The organism is Gardnerella sp. KA01000 (assembly GCF_049244035.1).
Taxonomy (GTDB): domain Bacteria; phylum Actinomycetota; class Actinomycetes; order Actinomycetales; family Bifidobacteriaceae; genus Bifidobacterium; species Bifidobacterium leopoldii.
Map to the genome: position 1 here is coordinate 944,689 of NZ_CP058367.1, position 16,809 is coordinate 961,497.

At 39.7% G+C, this 16,809-nt stretch carries 12 protein-coding genes; 5 read left to right on the forward strand and 7 right to left on the reverse strand.

The annotated features are described in order from the left end of the window. Positions 1–70: 70 nt before the first annotated feature. Positions 71–1,525 carry a GTPase HflX gene (gene hflX / locus HXT58_RS03490; RefSeq protein WP_101886183.1) on the reverse strand — a complete coding sequence of 485 codons (1,455 nt, stop codon included), beginning with the start codon at positions 1,523–1,525 and terminating at the stop codon, positions 71–73. A 264-nt stretch (positions 1,526–1,789) separates the two neighbouring features. On the opposite strand from hflX, the gene HXT58_RS03495 reads away from it, so the two are divergent. Both HXT58_RS03495 and hrpA read left to right on the forward strand, forming a co-directional pair. After that, complete coding sequence (locus HXT58_RS03495) at positions 1,790–2,491, forward strand: class I SAM-dependent methyltransferase (RefSeq protein ID WP_004107129.1); 702 nt, start codon at positions 1,790–1,792, stop codon at positions 2,489–2,491. Between the two features lie 45 nt (positions 2,492–2,536). Then, positions 2,537–6,622, forward strand: a complete 4,086-nt coding sequence (gene hrpA / locus HXT58_RS03500) for an ATP-dependent RNA helicase HrpA (protein WP_421775606.1) — start codon at positions 2,537–2,539, stop codon at positions 6,620–6,622. A 142-nt stretch (positions 6,623–6,764) separates the two neighbouring features. Here the strand turns inward: hrpA and HXT58_RS03505 are convergent, their stop codons facing one another. Then, positions 6,765–8,222 (reverse strand): MFS transporter, encoded by a 1,458-nt coding sequence (locus HXT58_RS03505; RefSeq protein ID WP_004107137.1) that lies wholly within the window; start codon positions 8,220–8,222, stop codon positions 6,765–6,767. Between the two features lie 250 nt (positions 8,223–8,472). On the opposite strand from HXT58_RS03505, the gene HXT58_RS03510 reads away from it, so the two are divergent. Both HXT58_RS03510 and HXT58_RS03515 read left to right on the forward strand, forming a co-directional pair. Further along, positions 8,473–9,399, forward strand: coding sequence for a hypothetical protein (locus HXT58_RS03510; RefSeq protein ID WP_004119897.1), 927 nt, complete (start codon positions 8,473–8,475; stop codon positions 9,397–9,399). Positions 9,400–9,511: 112 nt separating this feature from the next. Further along, a complete protein-coding gene (locus HXT58_RS03515) occupies positions 9,512–11,788 on the forward strand; it encodes a HelD family protein (protein ID WP_004119900.1) in 2,277 nt (758 codons plus the stop codon). A 61-nt stretch (positions 11,789–11,849) separates the two neighbouring features. Here HXT58_RS03515 and nrdR read toward each other — a convergent pair whose 3' ends face one another. Beyond that, on the reverse strand, positions 11,850–12,305 hold the full coding sequence (nrdR, locus tag HXT58_RS03520) for a transcriptional regulator NrdR (protein ID WP_004119918.1): 456 nt from the start codon (positions 12,303–12,305) through the stop codon (positions 11,850–11,852). A gap of 232 nt (positions 12,306–12,537) precedes the next feature. Then, entirely contained in the window at positions 12,538–12,915 is a 378-nt protein-coding gene (locus HXT58_RS03525) for a LysM peptidoglycan-binding domain-containing protein (protein ID WP_004119920.1), read from the reverse strand. A gap of 217 nt (positions 12,916–13,132) precedes the next feature. On the opposite strand from HXT58_RS03525, the gene lexA reads away from it, so the two are divergent. Then, positions 13,133–13,807, forward strand: coding sequence for a transcriptional repressor LexA (gene lexA, locus HXT58_RS03530; protein WP_100066613.1), 675 nt, complete (start codon positions 13,133–13,135; stop codon positions 13,805–13,807). 228 nt (positions 13,808–14,035) lie between these two features. On the opposite strand, the gene HXT58_RS03535 is transcribed toward lexA, so the two are convergent. From HXT58_RS03535 to HXT58_RS03545, 3 genes are all read right to left on the reverse strand, one after another. Then, positions 14,036–14,515 (reverse strand): GreA/GreB family elongation factor, encoded by a 480-nt coding sequence (locus HXT58_RS03535; protein ID WP_004107146.1) that lies wholly within the window; start codon positions 14,513–14,515, stop codon positions 14,036–14,038. Positions 14,516–14,586: 71 nt separating this feature from the next. Next, positions 14,587–14,994 (reverse strand): FKBP-type peptidyl-prolyl cis-trans isomerase, encoded by a 408-nt coding sequence (locus HXT58_RS03540; protein ID WP_004107148.1) that lies wholly within the window; start codon positions 14,992–14,994, stop codon positions 14,587–14,589. Between the two features lie 280 nt (positions 14,995–15,274). Further along, complete coding sequence (locus tag HXT58_RS03545; RefSeq protein WP_415705880.1) at positions 15,275–16,807, reverse strand: L-serine ammonia-lyase; 1,533 nt, start codon at positions 16,805–16,807, stop codon at positions 15,275–15,277. Positions 16,808–16,809: the final 2 nt, after the last annotated feature.

Here is a 16,809-nt window from a genome sequence, read left to right on the forward strand (position 1 = left end):
AGGGCTGCTCTCACATTAAGAGCTTTTGGTATGAACACCTTTACTCTAATCGCACCACCGGAATTTATTATTACAATGCTACTTTCATAAGTTTTGCAGCTAACGATGGTCCGACCCAAGCAATAAGTTCAACCCCAGAATCTACATATTCTGCCTTTTCAACTACACCATTTTCACGAACTTTTGATAATAATCCACCAAACTCGTACGGCAAAGTTACATCTACACGAACACGAGGAGACGGTAACAATTCTTCTAAACGATTGCGCAATATTTGTAAATTTTCGCCACTGAATGCAGAAACAATAACAGCATCAGGATAAAGAGAAGAAAAACGTTCTCGCGCAGCATCACTCATCATGTCTGATTTATTCAATGCCATAATTTGAGGTATATCTTCTACACCAGAAATATTAGCGAGAACTTCGTTTACTGCATTAATTTGCGAAATAGGATCTGGATGCGAACCGTCAACTACGTGCAAAATAACGTCTGCTTGTCCAACTTCTTCCAAAGTGGATTTAAATGCTTCAACTAATTGAGTTGGAAGTCTGCGAACAAAACCAACAGTATCTACCAAAGTATAGCTTCTACCATCTTGAGTTTGAGAACGACGTACTGCAGTATCAAGAGTTGCAAACAGTGCATTTTCTACTAATTCTTGTGAACCAGTAAGACGATTTATAATAGACGACTTGCCAGCATTCGTATACCCAACAACAGCTACAGTTGGAATATCTTGTCGTCTACGAGAACCGCGTTTTACATCGCGCGCAGGTGCCATATTTGCAATATCGTGGCGAAGTTTAGAAATACGATTTCGAATAGCTCGACGATCCATTTCGATTTTAGTTTCGCCAGGACCTCTAGAACCAATACCAGCATCTCCTGCAGCTCTACCACCAGCCTGCCTGGAAAGAGCAGCACCCCAGCCTCTTAACCTAGGTAGCATATATTGCAATTGAGCAAGCTCAACTTGAGCTTTACCTTCACGGCTTGTAGCATGCTGAGCAAAAATATCCAAAATAACAGCAGTGCGATCGACAACCTTAACTTTGGTTGCATCTTCTAAAGCTCTACGCTGGCTAGGTGGTAAATCATCATCAACAATAATCGTATCTGCATCATGTTGAGCAACTATTGCTGCAAGCTCACGCGCTTTACCTGAACCAACATAAGTTGCAGCATCTGGCCTATATCTTTGTTGCAACATGCCATCGCAAACAACAGCACCAGCAGTCTGTGCCAACGCTGCAAGCTCACGCAACGATTCTTCAGCTTGAGCAAGAGTTCCTTTTGCGCTAGACCACACTCCTACTAGCACAACTCGCTCAAGACGAAGCTTTCTATACTCAACTTCGGTAACATCTTGTAATTCGCCAAGACCAGCTACACGCTTTAAAGCATTACGAGATTCACGCTCCTGCCAAGCTTCATCATGCTTTTCACTGTCAGAAGTAGTGTCTAAAAGCACATCCGAATGAGCATAAAGCACTGCATTATTGGTGAGATGATGCTCATTCATATTATTAGAATCATTTTCGAGGGAGGAAAGATCGTTTGAATTAAGCACATCATCTCGCCCGGATGCCACATTACTATCCGCCAACTGTCCCTCCTCTATTTCATTGTAAATAGCGTTTTACAACGTTTGTCTTATTATGGTGACTTGAGACGACAATATATGAACACAACCTATATGTATGATATGTAAATAAAGATACAATAGTAAAAAGTATATTAATAAATTTAAATTTATAGGCGAAATACGGTATTTTTGAGCGAGATCATGGAAAGTCATCAACAATTTAAACAATACGATAAAACCAAATCACCAAAATCAGAAAAAACGCAAAAAATCAGTGGCGAACAATACTTTTCTGCAACACCATCATCTTGCGATGAGCGAAGAACGTTACATGTAACTTTGAGAAATCATGAAACTGTTATACAAGTCTCAAACGGAGTATTCAGTGCTTCTAAGCTTGATCTAGGCACGTCTGTGCTACTAAAACATGCTCCAAAACCACCAGAAAATGGCAAATTCCTTGATATTGGATGCGGATGGGGTCCTATAAGCATTGCAATGGGCTTAGAATCTCCAGAAGCTGAAATTGTAGCTGTAGATGTAAATGAGCGAGCGCTAGAGCTTACTGAACTAAACGCAAAAAACGCTGGCTTAAAGCATATTCGCACTTCTTTAGTAGATGACGCTTTAAAAGAAAATAATACTTTGGAATTTAATAATTTTGATCTCATATGGTCCAATCCACCAATTCGCGTTGGAAAAGAAATGTTGCACGACATTTTGATGACTTGGATTCCGCGTTTAAAAGTGGGAGGAGCAGCTTACTTAGTTGTGCAAAAAAATCTTGGCTCAGACTCACTTATTCCTTGGCTTGCTGAAAATCTTGGCGAAAACTACAACGTTGAAAAATATGCAAGCTCTAAAGGATACCGAATTATAGAAGTACTAAAAAGTAAGCACTAAAGAAGTACCAAAAAAGTAAAAAATTTACGAAAAGAAATATACACTATGAAATTCGACTACCCTGTTGAGCTTCCTATTTGCGCAGCACACGACGGAATAATAGAAGCAATTAAGTCTTCACAAGTCGTGATTGTTTCCGGACAGACTGGCTCCGGTAAAACTACGCAAATCCCAAAAATGGCGCTTGAGCTTGGAAGAGGCGGAAGAGGTAAGCAAATCGTACACACTCAGCCTCGCCGTTTAGCTGCACGCACTGTTGCTGAGCGAATCGCAAGCGAAATGGAAGTAAAACTGGGTGAAGAAATCGGCTACCAAGTGCGATTTACCGACGAAAGTTCACCTAAAACGAAGCTTCGAATTGTTACTGACGGTATTTTACTTGCGCAAATTCAGCGAGATCCTCTTCTTACTAAATACGACACGATTATTATTGACGAAGCTCACGAACGCAGTCTTAACATTGACTTTTTGCTAGGGTATTTAACAACTTTACTTCCGCAAAGACGCGATTTGAAGCTGATTATTACTTCGGCAACAATAGATTCTGCAAAATTCCGTGAACATTTCGAACAAGCTTTACACATAAAAGTTCCTGTTATTGAAGTTTCTGGACGCACGTACCCTGTGAGAGTGCTTTATGAGCCGCTTGGCTCCGCGCCTTCACTTATGCGACATGTCCCCGGCTTTGCAGACATAACAATGGATGAGGAAACTGTCGCAGAAAGCCAATCTAACGAAAGCAATCGAGACGATATTACAGATGAAGATATGACATCTGCAGTAACTCGCGCATGCGCTCAATTAGTTATTCATTCAAGCCACGAGCAAGGCGCGCGCGACATTATGGTTTTCGCTTCCGGCGAGCGCGATATTAGAGAGTTTGAAGCAGGATTACGCTCATATTTTGGCACTCGAGCAAGTGATATGAAACGAGCGGATGCTATTGAAATAGTGCCGCTTTTTGCGCGTCTTTCTGCAAAAGATCAGCATCGCGTATTTGAACATCACTCTCATCAACGCATTGTTATTGCTACGAACGTTGCTGAAACTTCGCTTACTGTTCCTGGGATTCGATACGTTGTCGATCCTGGTTTTGCGAGAATTAGCAGATATTCTAAGTCTGCAAAAGTGCAAAGGCTTCCTATAGAGCCGATTTCTCAAGCGAGCGCAGATCAGCGTTCTGGACGATGCGGACGAATCGCGGACGGAATTGCTATTAGACTTTACTCGCGCGAAGATTACGAAACTCGACCTCGTTTTACCGATCCTGAGATTCTGCGCACTTCGCTTGGAGCAGTAGTATTACACATGCTTTCAGTAGGCGTTGCTAAAACTGGCGAAGATATTACGAATTTCGGTTTTATTGACCCTCCTGATATGAAAGCAGTAAGCGACGGCTTTAATGAGCTTAACGAGCTTGGCGCAATAAGCAGAAAATCAGGTTTCATTACTTTAACTCATATTGGACGCGAGCTTTCGAAATTGCCTATTGACATTCGTTTAGGACGCATGATTGTTGAAGCAGCTCGTAAAACCACTCCGAATACTCTTGCTGCTGTGCTGGTAATTGTTGCGTTTTTGAGTTTGCAAGATCCTCGCGAGCGCCCTGAAGAACAGCGTGAAGAAGCAGATAAACTTCATAATCGTTATGCCGATGAAACAAGCGATTTCTTAACTGCTTTAAATATTTGGGATTATATTTTCCAAGCAGACGGAAATATGAGCAATAATGCTCTTCGCAAACTTTGCAAAGCGGAATTCTTCCACTTTTTGCGTTTAAAACAGTGGAAAGATTTAGTTAATCAACTTCAAGACTTGTGTAAAGAATTACATTATAAAGTTGGCGAGCCTATTCCATCTAAAAGGCCATCTTTGGAAATTCGTCAACTTCCTAATAATCAGCAGGCTGCTCATAGCTTGTGCTGCTCTTGGGATTCGCAAGGAATACACTCGTCGATGCTTGCAGGATTACTTTCTATGTTGGGAATGCAAGTAGTGCGTGAACCGAAAGCTTCAGATTTTGCTAATTTGCATGGATCAGCAAAAATTCGCGCTATGAAACGCGCTCAAAAAATGGCTAAAAACGACTATCAAGGCGCGCGCGGAGGAAGATTCGCAATATTCCCGGCTTCATCTGTTTCTAAAACAACTCCTTCATGGGTTATGTGTACGCAATTAGTTGAAACATCTAGACTTTGGGCAAGATATTGCGCACAAATCGATCCTGCTTGGGCTGAGCCTCTTGCTAAAAATCTTACTAGAATCACGTATTCAGACGCTCATTGGAGCGCTTCTAAAGGTGCTGCTGTAGCAAAATCTAAGGTATTACTATACGGATTGCCTATTGTTCAAGATCGCACAGTTCAATGGGCTAGAGTTAATCCTTACGAAGCTCGAATGATTATGATTCGTCAAGGCTTAGTTGAGGCAGATGTGCAACAGCGTTTTGCACACGATGAGTTTATTTTAAATAATCACAATGTGCTTGAAGATGCAGATAATCAAGCAAATCGCACTCGCCAAATAAGCGAAACTGTAAACGACGAAGATTTATTTACTTTTTACGACACTCACATTCCTCAAGAAGCAACTACTATTGCAGCTCTTGCAAAATGGTGGAAAGATAACCGCGAAGAAGATCCGCACAAGTTAGACTTTAATCCCGATGAAGTTGAACGTTTACAAACTACGCAAAGCACTGATTTAGCTGATTATCCTGACCATTGGAATACAGTTGGTACAGACGGTCAGATTATAAGGTTGCGTTTAAGTTATGTGTATGATCCGGCTAATCCTTTGGACGGCGTAACAGTGCATGTGCCGCTTTACGTACTTTCGCGTTTAACTCCTGAAGAATTTACTTGGAATGTTCCAGGTTTGCTTGATGAGCTTATTATTGGCATGATTAAATCTTTGCCTAAAGCTCTACGAGTACAGTTTGTTCCAGCTCCTGACACTGCTCAAAAAATTCGCGCTTGGATTGACGAACATTACGACGAGCTTCCTGGGACTGGAGAAACAGAAAGCAATATAAAAAGCGAATGGCAAGATTTTAGAGAAGTTTTCACTAAAGCTGCAATTTGTGTAGTTGGCGCGCAAATACATCCTGAAGTTTTCGATGACGAGCAAATAAGCAGACTTTCGCCATACTTGCGCATGACGTTTAGTGTTGAAGAGAGAAAAGCTAACGAAAGTCGCAATAAACTTGCAGGTCGCAACAAGTACTCTAATCACGTAAAACCTACTCTTCTTGGAACAGACAAATCATTAATTGCATTGCAACAGCGTTTTGCGAAAGAAGCACAAGAATCTGCACGAGAAGTTGTAAATATCAAAGCAAATAAAGCAGCACAAGCTGGTCATGTAATTGAACGAGCAGATTTATTACACAAATCTGGTGCTACAAACCTTTCACGCGCACAAATGGTTTGGCAAAGCGCATTGAATATGCTGCATTTAGACAATAAGCGTATTACTTCTCGCTGGCTTGGTTCTGAAGCTTTAATGCTCGCAGCTGCACCTTATTCAACTTCTAATGCTTTAGCAGAAGACTTGCAAATGGCTGCAGTAAAACGACTAATTGCGAACACGGATAATATTACTGACGACAATTTATTACGCGAAACTGTTGCAAACGTATCTGAAGTATATGAAGACACTGTTTATGCTGTTGCACACGATGTGATCGCAATATTGAAGCGTCAAGCAGAATCAAGTAAAGCTGTTTCCGGCAAGGCTGATTTACCGTTGCTTTCAGTGTTGCAATCAATCCGAGAACACACTGCAAGTCTTGTATACGAAGGATTTATTGCCAAAACTCCATCTGATTCTCTACCTCGTATTGAACGCTACTTGCATGCAGACGTGATTCGTCTTACTAAAGCTAAAGCAGATAAAAACCGTGACGTACGTTGGGCTTGGCAAGCAGATGAAGCACATAAGCTTGTAATAAAAACTCAAGAAGACACTCAGAAAATCCCAGCGGGACCCGCTCATGACGAGTCGCAAATGATCGCTGAGAAATTACGTTGGATGTGCGAAGAATTCTATGTGTCTCTTTGGGCGCAAGAATTGGGAACTGCATATCCGATTAGCATACAACGCATGCGAAAGATGATTGACGGAAGGTGAAAACTGTTTCGCATATATGCATATATTTTTCTTAGCGCTTGCAATGTTGTAAACAATATTGCTCATAACGTTGCAAACAAACTTTATTTGCACAGTTGCTAAGTTATTGCCAATTATAATTCTATTGCTTTTGCTTTCACTATTATTTTTGGTCTTGTTCTTGATCTTCGTCTACTTCGATTGCATTGCTTTCTTTAGTGATAAAGTTTCTGAATGTAAATACGATAATTCCTAATAATGCAACAGCAGCACACATAAGAGATATGTTTGCAAATCCAGACGAAATACCAGAAGCACCGGTTATAGAATCCCCACTCAACATGTTTTTATCTAATATTCCGTCAAAAATTACTACACCAACAGACGCAGAAACACTAATAGCTAAATCATTCATTCCGCACCCTCTGCCAGATTCTTCAACTGGAAGAGATGAAAGAATTGTTGAGGCCAGTGGAGAATACACCATTCCACAACCTGCATAATAAATGCATGCACACAAAGCTATAGCCAAGAATCCAGAATTTATTAATACTGCAATACCAATCCATCCGCAAAGTATAAACAATATTGCTAATAATAAACCTGTTTTTCTTCCTATACGACTAATTATTAAGCCTGAGCATGAACCGAATATTGCAGCAACAATAAAAGCCCAAACTAAATAAGAAGCTACTTGTGAAGTAGTCATATTATACAAAGTTTTTCCAACTCTATTGAACAGTGGACTTATGCAATAATTCGTGAAGTATATTATGCCCATCAAAATTATGCCAGAAAGCCAACGAATATTCTTGAAGAAAGCTGGCGTAACGAATGGCTCTTTAGCTTTACTAATGTAAATACCAAAAATTATAAACAATATAATTGCTGAAATAAGCATCAACAAGTTTCTGTATGAAATGAACAATGTAAGAGATGCAACAGCAAATCCAAAGACTGTAAAACCAACAACATCAATTTTTTTACCATTGCCGTTTTTTGTTGGTAAATAATGCAATAATGCCGGCAATATTAGAATAGTTAATGCTGGAATTAAGAATAAATATTGCCAAGCAATAGAGCTTAACAATCCTGCTGAAAACACTCCAATACATGCAGAAAGCTGGTACGATGCTGTAAATAATCCGAAGAAGATAACTTTCAAATCATTTCGCAAATATTTTGTTGCAATTACTAAGAATGATGAACCTGCTACTTGTTCACCAGTTGTTTGCATAATACGAGCAGCAATAACTGTCCACAAATTTGGCTCAAAACAAGAATTAGCTACAAATCCAAAAACTGAGCCTATAAACAAAGATGTTAATCCAATGGTTACTAGCTTTTTTAATGACACAAAGTCGCCTAAAGAACCGTAAATAAAGCATACGATTCCTAAAATAATGCCAGGTAAACCTGTTATAAGAGGCGCTTGATCAACAGCTTTCACATCTATACCAACTTGTTTATAAACAAGGTTGAAACCTTGCAAGCACAACGTGCTAATAATAAATGTAATAAGCAGTAGTATTAACGCACGAACAGCAACCTTATTGCGCATTTCTGGGTCATCATAAGGATCCATAGAAGAACAATCAATTCGTTTAGTTCCAATCATCATTATCTTACTCTCCTGCCACATCCTAATAATTCCAACATTTGTGCAGAAAACTACTGCAAATAAATCAATCTGCCCTAACAATCTAAAGTTAATCGCAACAAATTCTTCGCGCGTAGCTACTCAATCGGATAATTCTACAGTTTGATAGTTACAATCAACAATAAAAATTGGGAACAATTTTAAAAAATAATCACAATAATAAAATGATTCGCATATCACTTATAATGTAACAAGCTAAGTAGGAGGAAACATGGTGCAGAGAAGAAAGAAACATGATTCTATTCATGTCAACCTAAATAGTGAACATAATAGTGGTGCTCATCACAATAAAAACAACAGTTCTTTAAAGCATAAGTTTTACTCCAATAAAATTTTACGAAACATTATTATTGCTGTCATAGGCATTGCTATTATCATTCCTGTTGTTCAGTGGATACGTTGGGAACAGACTGTTTCTGATCTTCGCAACAAACAAGAACAACTTGTGTCACGCTTTGATTTTAATCCAGGCAATATTATTTCTGATTCTCAATTTTTTGACGATAACGCAATGAGTAAAGATGAAGTACGCAATTTTATACGCAAAAAAGGAGCAAAATGCACTGGTAAAAATTGCTTAAAAAATGCGTACTTTAATACTCACACTATTCCTGCCGATTCACTATGTTCAAAGTATCAAGGTGTAAGCAAAGAATCTTCTGCAGACATAATATACAAATCAGCAAAAGCATGTCATATCAGTCAACAAGTATTACTTACAATGCTGCAAAAAGAACAACATCTTGTAACAGACACTGATCCTAGCGATTTCCAATACAAATCAGCTATGGGATTAGATTGTCCAGATGATTCTCATTGCAACCCACGTTTTGCAGGATTCTTTAAACAAGTAATTGGTTCCGCAAGAAGATATAGATATTATCTTCTTCATAACGATCAATATAACTACCACCCTAACACGATTAACACAATTCAATATTCGCCAAATAAATCATGCGGATCTAGCAATGTTTATATCGAAAATAAGGCTACTGCATTGCTTTATATCTATACTCCTTATCAGCCAAATATAGAATCGTTAAAAGCTGGATACGGCGAAGGAAATTCGTGCTCAGCATATGGAAATCGCAATTTTTCATTGATTTACTCTGCATGGTTCGGAGATCCTCGCAAATAATATTCGTTAGATCAACATAGAAATACAATTTTGGTGTATAAGCGTCGAGATATACTTAAATGCCTAATTTTTGGCACAATTGGTTGCGGTATTTTACGAAGAATGGATGCGTATGTCTACCTATTCCTCACAACTTGGTGAAGAACAACAAGCTGTTGACCGAGCTTATAGCCGTCTAGACGATTTGCGTAATACTATTCGCGCACGCTTAGACGCTGTGCGCGCGTCAGGTTCGCACGGTTCACCAACACAGCGCACAGAGCGCGACTCATTCGCAACCATGTACGAAGATCGTCTTACACAATTACGAGCTGTTGAGGATCGTCTTGTTTTTGGAAGGCTTGATAACACAGAAGGCATTAGGCGATACATTGGTCGCATTGGTTTGCTTAGCGAAAACCATGATCCTATTCTTACAGATTGGCGCGCTGAAGCTGCACGACCTTTTTATGAGGCAACCCCTTCGCATCATGGCGATATTGTTATGCGTCGTCATATTACACTCCGTTTCAGAGACGTTATTGGTGTTGAAGATGAAGTACTTGACATACATTCTGATGAAATAGGAAAAGCTTCACAACAAGGTACTCTTACTGGCGAAGGAGCACTGCTCGCATCTTTAGGTTCTCGCAGAACCGGCAAAATGACTGATATTGTTGCCACTATTCAAGCAGAACAAGATCGAATTATTCGCGCTCCTCTTGATCACACTATTGTTGTACAGGGAGGTCCTGGCACAGGAAAAACAGCTGTTGCTTTGCACAGAGCAGCCTATTTGTTGTACACTCACAGGCGCAAACTTGAGCGTTCAGGAGTTCTTATTGTTGGTCCAAGTTCGGCATTCTTGCGTTATATTGATCAAGTACTCCCTTCTCTTGGTGAAACAGGTGTAGTAAGTAGAACTATTTCCGACTTAATTCCTGGAATTTGTGCTACAGCTGAAGATTCTCCATACGCAGCAAAATTAAAAGGAATGTATCGTATGCGAACAGTTATTGCGAATGCAATTGCCGCTCGTATTCGCGTTCCTAAAAATCTTCCAACAATTCATGTTGGAGGATTTAGTATTCCTCTTCTAAAAGAAGATATTGAGATAGCTCAATCAGATGCTCAACGGACTCACCAGCCGCATAACCAGGCGCGAAATACTTTTATAAAAACTGTGCTCAGCATATTGAAAAATCGTTATTTGGAAAAGCTTGATTATGTTCCAGATCAAGTTGAATTAAACGATATAACTTCTCAACTTCGTCTTGACGATAAACTGCGCATTACTTTAAATCTTGCATGGTTACCTATGACTGGAGAATGGCTTATTGACCAACTTTTTGCTAAACCTGACAAATTACGCACATACGCACCTTGGTTAAGCAACGAAGATATCAACTCACTTACTAGACCAAAAGGCAGCCCGCTTACTCGTTCTGATATTCCATTACTTGATGAAGCTATGGAATTGCTTGGTCCTGATCCAAAACTTGACGCTCAAAGATCTGCAGCACAAGCAAAAAAACTTGAAGAACAGCAATTTGCAGCTGACACTCTAGCACAAGCTGGTATTGGAAATGGCATAGTAACCGCCGATATGCTTCTTGATAATCTGCAAGGCGACGATGCAGGAATGCTTGCCCGTAAAGCAGCTTCTGACCGCGAGTGGACATATGGTCACGTAGTTGTCGATGAAGCTCAAGAGCTCACAGCAATGGATTGGAGAATGCTTATTCGTCGTTGTCCTTCACGCTCCTTTACTATTGTTGGCGATGTTGCACAGACTTCTGCGCTCGGAGGAACTCACAGATGGCAGAAGAATATGAATTCTCTATTTGGAGAACCAAATTGGGATCTTTACGAGTTAACAATTAATTATCGAAATCCTAGTGAAGTTTCTGAAGCAGCAAGCAAGGTTGCAACAGATTCAGGATTATACATTTCTACTGTTCATGCAGTTCGCTCAGTACCTGATTCACTTGTATCACAAACGGTTGAATCACAAGATGAACTCGATACTGCACTTGCAGAATCTTGTACAAAACTATTCGAAAAATTTGTCTCTGATGATGGTAGTGGTCGTATTGCAATCATTACTCCTAACAGCATGGTTAGCCATGCTAAAAAGGTTGTAAACCAAGCATTAGAACATGCATTACCTGAAAAATTATGGAATCAGTTAAACAAACAAAATGCCGATGATTGCCAATGCAGCGTTTGCACAGCTGAGGAAGTAAAAGGTCTTGAATATGACGCTGTCATAGTGTTGCAACCTTCTCAAATTGAGCAGGAAGCAGCATCTAGACTAGCTGCTGCAGCCAATCTATATGTTGCAATGACTAGACCAACTCAAAAATTGCATATAATACGCACTAAAGATGACGCAAATTTTGAGAAATAGAACTCAAAATAATGCAAAAGCGCAGGGAATAGATATTCTGTAACAATAATCGATAAAATTATTATTCTTCTGTTTTACTGCGCTTCAAATCTTCAATGGCATGTTCAAAATCTTCAAGACCCGTGAAGTTTTGGTACACACTTGCAAAACGAAGATATGCAACTTCATCTAATTCACGCAATGGCTTAAGAATAGCTTTGCCAACTTCTTCAGATGTAACTTGCGCTAAACCTCGTGCTCGCAAATCAGCTTCTACTCGCATACCAATCGTCTTTAATGCCTCAGCATTAATAGGGCGTCCTTGACATGCTTTGCTAACACCGGCAACAACTTTTGCTCGATCAAAAGGTTCAATAGAGCCTGAACGCTTCATTACAAGCAACTGAGTTGTTTCTACTGTAGTAAATCGATTACCACAAACTTGGCATTCACGTCTACGGCGAATAGAGTAACCATCTTCGCTGATACGAGTATCTATAACTTTCGTATCAGAATTTTTACAAAAAGGACAATGCATATATTCAGCATACTAAAAAATAGCGAAAAACTACATAATATTATTCACTTTATTCAAATATTTCCGAATATTATACGATTTTATTGTCCATAATCCGAAATACTCCATAAAACACACTGAATATTACATCATCATTTTCAGTAAAACTTATCTCATCAGTTTCAATTTCAAATATAGTAATATTTTCCCTTCTCATATTCCCCCCAATTTCATACTATTTGCACTCAATCAACTATTGAGCATCATTTAATGGAACATTAATAGACTGTCCGATTACCAAATCTTCAGAAGAAAGATGATTTAAAGCCATTAAACGCTCTACATTATCTGATATATCACCGTTTTTAGGAGTAATAGTAGCAGCATAATTCCATAACGTATCTCCAGGACGAACTGTATATGTAACAACTCTTTCAGGTATCGCAGAAACAGCAGTCTTTGGCATAAACAATGTACAGAATGTTATTGCTGTCATCAAAAGTACAGCTACACGAAAAACTCTAGTTTTGCGCGCATGCTTATTAGAAACGCAGCGTTTACGAATCAAATAAGTATTTTCTTGCATGCCTACTCTAGCTTCCCTGCCACTTCTAATTAATGACGTACTCATAACTGTCCTTTCTCCTTCCTTAATCGACTGAACATTTGTTCTATCGAACAGGTGTATTAATAATGACACATTTGTTCGATAGTTGCAACGGCGTGTCGAACAGATGTTTGATTTTTCTAAGAAAGTGCGTTAAAATAGTAAAAGCGAAAGGAGCACCATGAATAACGATGGCACAAATAATGATAACAACGGCATTAATGCTAGCGATATTAACGCAATGTCACTTACTGACCGCCAACGCAATATTATCAATGCCATCCAAAACAATATAAAAATTCATGGATTCCCTCCTTCTTTCCGCGAAATCGGAGAAGCAGTTGGACTTAGAAGTCCATCTTCTGTGAAACATCAATTGCGAACACTTGAAGATAAAGGGATTTTGCGAATTAATGCAAATAAAGGTCGCGCTATTGAAATTCTTGATAATTCAATTGTTGAAAACAATTCAAATAACAAAATTAATAAAAATTCTTCAAGAGTTGCCAATATTAGCGCATACGAATCTGATTCTGTTATAAATTCTAGAGATGTCCCTCTAGTGGGAAGAATCGCAGCAGGAGCTCCAATAACAGCAGAACAGCATATTGAAGATGTAATGCGATTGCCAGAACGTCTTACAGGTACAGGAAATCTTTTTATGCTTGAAGTACACGGCGATTCGATGATTGACGCCGCTATTTGCGATGGCGATTATGTAGTAGTTAGAGAGCAGCATGAGGCTGTAAATGGAGACATTGTTGCAGCACTGCTAGATAACGAAGCAACTGTTAAAACTTTCAGAAATGACCATGGTCACGTATGGCTTATTCCACATAATCCGGCGTACTCTCCTATTGACGGATCACACGCAACTATTATGGGAAAAGTTGTTACAGTATTGCGAAAAATCTAACAAATATAACTGCTGAACAAACAATAGAATTTAACACAATAAGTTGTAAGTTGTCATTAGCTCATAGAGCTAAAGCAGCAGAGAACATAAATTGCAAACCATAAAAAACAAGTTATAAAATGCAAAACGCAAAACTTGAAACTTAAAACCCTAAAACTTAAAACCCAAACCCTAAAAAAATCTCCCCACCTATTCACAAACGAACTAGGTGGGGAGATTAATACTTACTTACGCAAGTGGATGTGAATCCTTAATTGTCACTGAAATTTCACGTCCATTTGGAGCCGCATAGCTAACAGTATCACCAGTATGAGCACCCATAATAGCCGCTCCAATTGGAGATTCCGGGCTAATAACGTCATAATCTGTAGCTACAGCAATATCGCGAGAACCAAGAACATAAGTCATTTCTCGACCTGCTAGCTCAAGAGTAACCAAAGAACCATTGCCAACAGTGCCATCCTTCGGAGCTTCAAGAATCTTCGCATTACGAAGCTTCACAATAAGCTCATTAATGCGACCTTCATTCTTTCCTTGCTCCTCGCGAGCAGCCTGATAACCACCATTTTCAGACAAATCACCTTCAGCACGAGCTGCAGCAATACGCTCAGTGATTTCTTCTCGATACTCACCTTCACGATGCGCTAACTCTTCTTTTAGTTTGTCATACGCTTCCTGCGTAAGTAAAATAGTTTTTTCTTCAGCCATTGCTACCTCCTTATCCAACAATCTCTAAAAATAAAAACTATTCGCGCGCAAATAAAATTCACGCTCTTATATCAACGAGTTGAAATAATATCAACAACAAATACCAAAGTGTCTCCGCCACCAATACCGGCTTGCGGTATGCCACGAGAGCCATAACCATACTCTGGAGGGATAGAAATCAACAAACGAGATCCAACATTATGACCTGGAACAGTGCGATCCCAGCCCTGAATCACTTGACCGACACCAATACCAAAACTAGCTGGAGTATGACGAGCAAAGCTTGAATCAAATGGCTTGTCGCTGCCCCAAACCACACCATGATAATTCACAGTTACAGTGTCACCGGCACGAACTACAGGACCATTACCTTCAACTAATTCAACAACTTTAAGACCTGCTGGCGGTTCAGATTCAGGGAACGTCACCGTTGGCGTAGTGCCAAATTCTGCAATCACTTCTGGCATATCTTGTGCCATATTTCCTCCTTTACAAACTCCAAACAGTATAATCTGAACAGTATAACATCTATACAGACAGCTTTTAACCATCCTGCATTACTAAAGCAGTGCATTTTAAATAGTACATTTAAGTAAATGCACATTCGAATAAATGCAGTTTAGACTAACACTTCCTAGATTAACCTGTCCTAGATTAGCACTGAAACGTTACGTATGTACATGAAATATACGCATTGTGTATAACTTAGCAAAAATTAATCTCACATCATCAGCGAATTAATGCAAAAATATTAGCAAATTAGCACTCAACAACGTTTACAGCTAGCCCACCTTTTGAGGTTTCGCGATATTTAGACATCATGTCATGACCAGTTTCTTTCATAGTCTTAATCGCTTTGTCAAGGCTTACCATGTGCGAGCCATCTCCAAGCATTGCCATTCGAACGGCATTAATTGCAGTATTTGCAGCCATAGCATTGCGCTCAATACAAGGAATTTGTACCAAACCGCCTACAGGATCGCAAGTTAATCCCAAATGGTGTTCTATACCGATTTCTGCAGCATTTTCAACCTGTTCCGGGGTTCCTCCCAACACTTCGCACAATCCTGCAGCAGCCATCGAGCAAGCAGAACCAACCTCTCCTTGACAACCAACTTCAGCTCCAGAAATTGAAGCATTTCGCTTAAATAAGTAACCAACAGCACCTGCAGCAAGCAAGAATCGCACAACCCCCTCTTCATCAGCAGAATCAACAAATCGCCAATAATACTGCAATACTGCAGGAATAATTCCTGCAGAACCATTCGTTGGAGCAGTAACAATACGCCCACCACCAGCATTCTCTTCACTAACAGCGAGCGCAAAAAGATTAACCCACGCAGAGTCTGAACTTTCTAAAGCAGCATCCGAACGACGACGATTGTTGCGAAGCATGTCTGAATTTGCAGCTAAGCGCTCATACATGTGAGGAGCTCTACGAGGCACATCAAGACCCCCTGGCAAAATCGGTTGCTTTGAGTTGCATCCGTTTTCTACACATTTACTCATAACTTTCCAAACATGCAGCAAATAGTTGCGCACGTAGTCGGCATCACCTTCATGCAATGCAAGCTCGTTTTGCCACACAACATCGCTTATTGACATATGCTTTTCTCGGCAAATATTTATAAGCTCGTCGCATGAAGTAAAAGGATAAGGTACAGTGGAATCTTTTGTTTGATTTGAGGAGTTTGCAGCATTATCGCTACTATTTCCGTTATTACTTTCGCTATTATTCTCGTTATTACTTTCGCTATTACTTTCGCTTACACCATTCTTATTGGCATTATTTTCATCCTGCTCAGTAACACGCTCATGCAAGCCAACCATTGCATCATCTGCACACCCTTGACGAATAAATCCGCCGCCAATTGAATACCAAACTTGCTCATCGATTTTATTTCCGTCAGAATCAGTTGCAACAAAACGCATTCCATTAGGATGAACAACCATTCGCATCCATTTTTCAAAAATTACGTCCTTATCGTAATCAAAAGCAATAGTATGTTCACCTGCGAGCATTAAAGTGCCAGTTTTTTTGCATTCCTGACGAATAGTAAGCATATGATCAGTGTCTACATTATCTGGAAGATTTCCTTCAAGACCTGCAACGCAAGCACGATCAGTACCATGACCAAGACCCGTTAAAGACAACGATCCGTAAAGAGTCACACTTACATGCGCAACGTTTGCAAGACTACCACTTTTTTTAAGCGATGAAACAAACGAGCATGCAGCTCGCATAGGACCTACTGTATGTGAAGAACTAGGACCAACTCCAACTGAAAACATCT

Coding starts and splice junctions, on each gene's coding strand:
- HXT58_RS03495 (WP_004107129.1), top strand. CDS start 1,790: ATGGAAAGTCATCAACAATTTAAACAATACGATAAAACCAAATCACCA.
- HXT58_RS03540 (WP_004107148.1), bottom strand. CDS start 14,994: ATGGCACAAGATATGCCAGAAGTGATTGCAGAATTTGGCACTACGCCA.
- HXT58_RS03525 (WP_004119920.1), bottom strand. CDS start 12,915: ATGAGTACGTCATTAATTAGAAGTGGCAGGGAAGCTAGAGTAGGCATG.
- lexA (WP_100066613.1), top strand. CDS start 13,133: ATGTCACTTACTGACCGCCAACGCAATATTATCAATGCCATCCAAAAC.
- hrpA (WP_421775606.1), top strand. CDS start 2,537: ATGAAATTCGACTACCCTGTTGAGCTTCCTATTTGCGCAGCACACGAC.
- HXT58_RS03515 (WP_004119900.1), top strand. CDS start 9,512: ATGTCTACCTATTCCTCACAACTTGGTGAAGAACAACAAGCTGTTGAC.
- HXT58_RS03545 (WP_415705880.1), bottom strand. CDS start 16,807: ATGTTTTCAGTTGGAGTTGGTCCTAGTTCTTCACATACAGTAGGTCCT.
- nrdR (WP_004119918.1), bottom strand. CDS start 12,305: ATGCATTGTCCTTTTTGTAAAAATTCTGATACGAAAGTTATAGATACT.
- hflX (WP_101886183.1), bottom strand. CDS start 1,525: ATGAATGAGCATCATCTCACCAATAATGCAGTGCTTTATGCTCATTCG.
- HXT58_RS03535 (WP_004107146.1), bottom strand. CDS start 14,515: ATGGCTGAAGAAAAAACTATTTTACTTACGCAGGAAGCGTATGACAAA.
- HXT58_RS03510 (WP_004119897.1), top strand. CDS start 8,473: ATGGTGCAGAGAAGAAAGAAACATGATTCTATTCATGTCAACCTAAAT.
- HXT58_RS03505 (WP_004107137.1), bottom strand. CDS start 8,222: ATGATGATTGGAACTAAACGAATTGATTGTTCTTCTATGGATCCTTAT.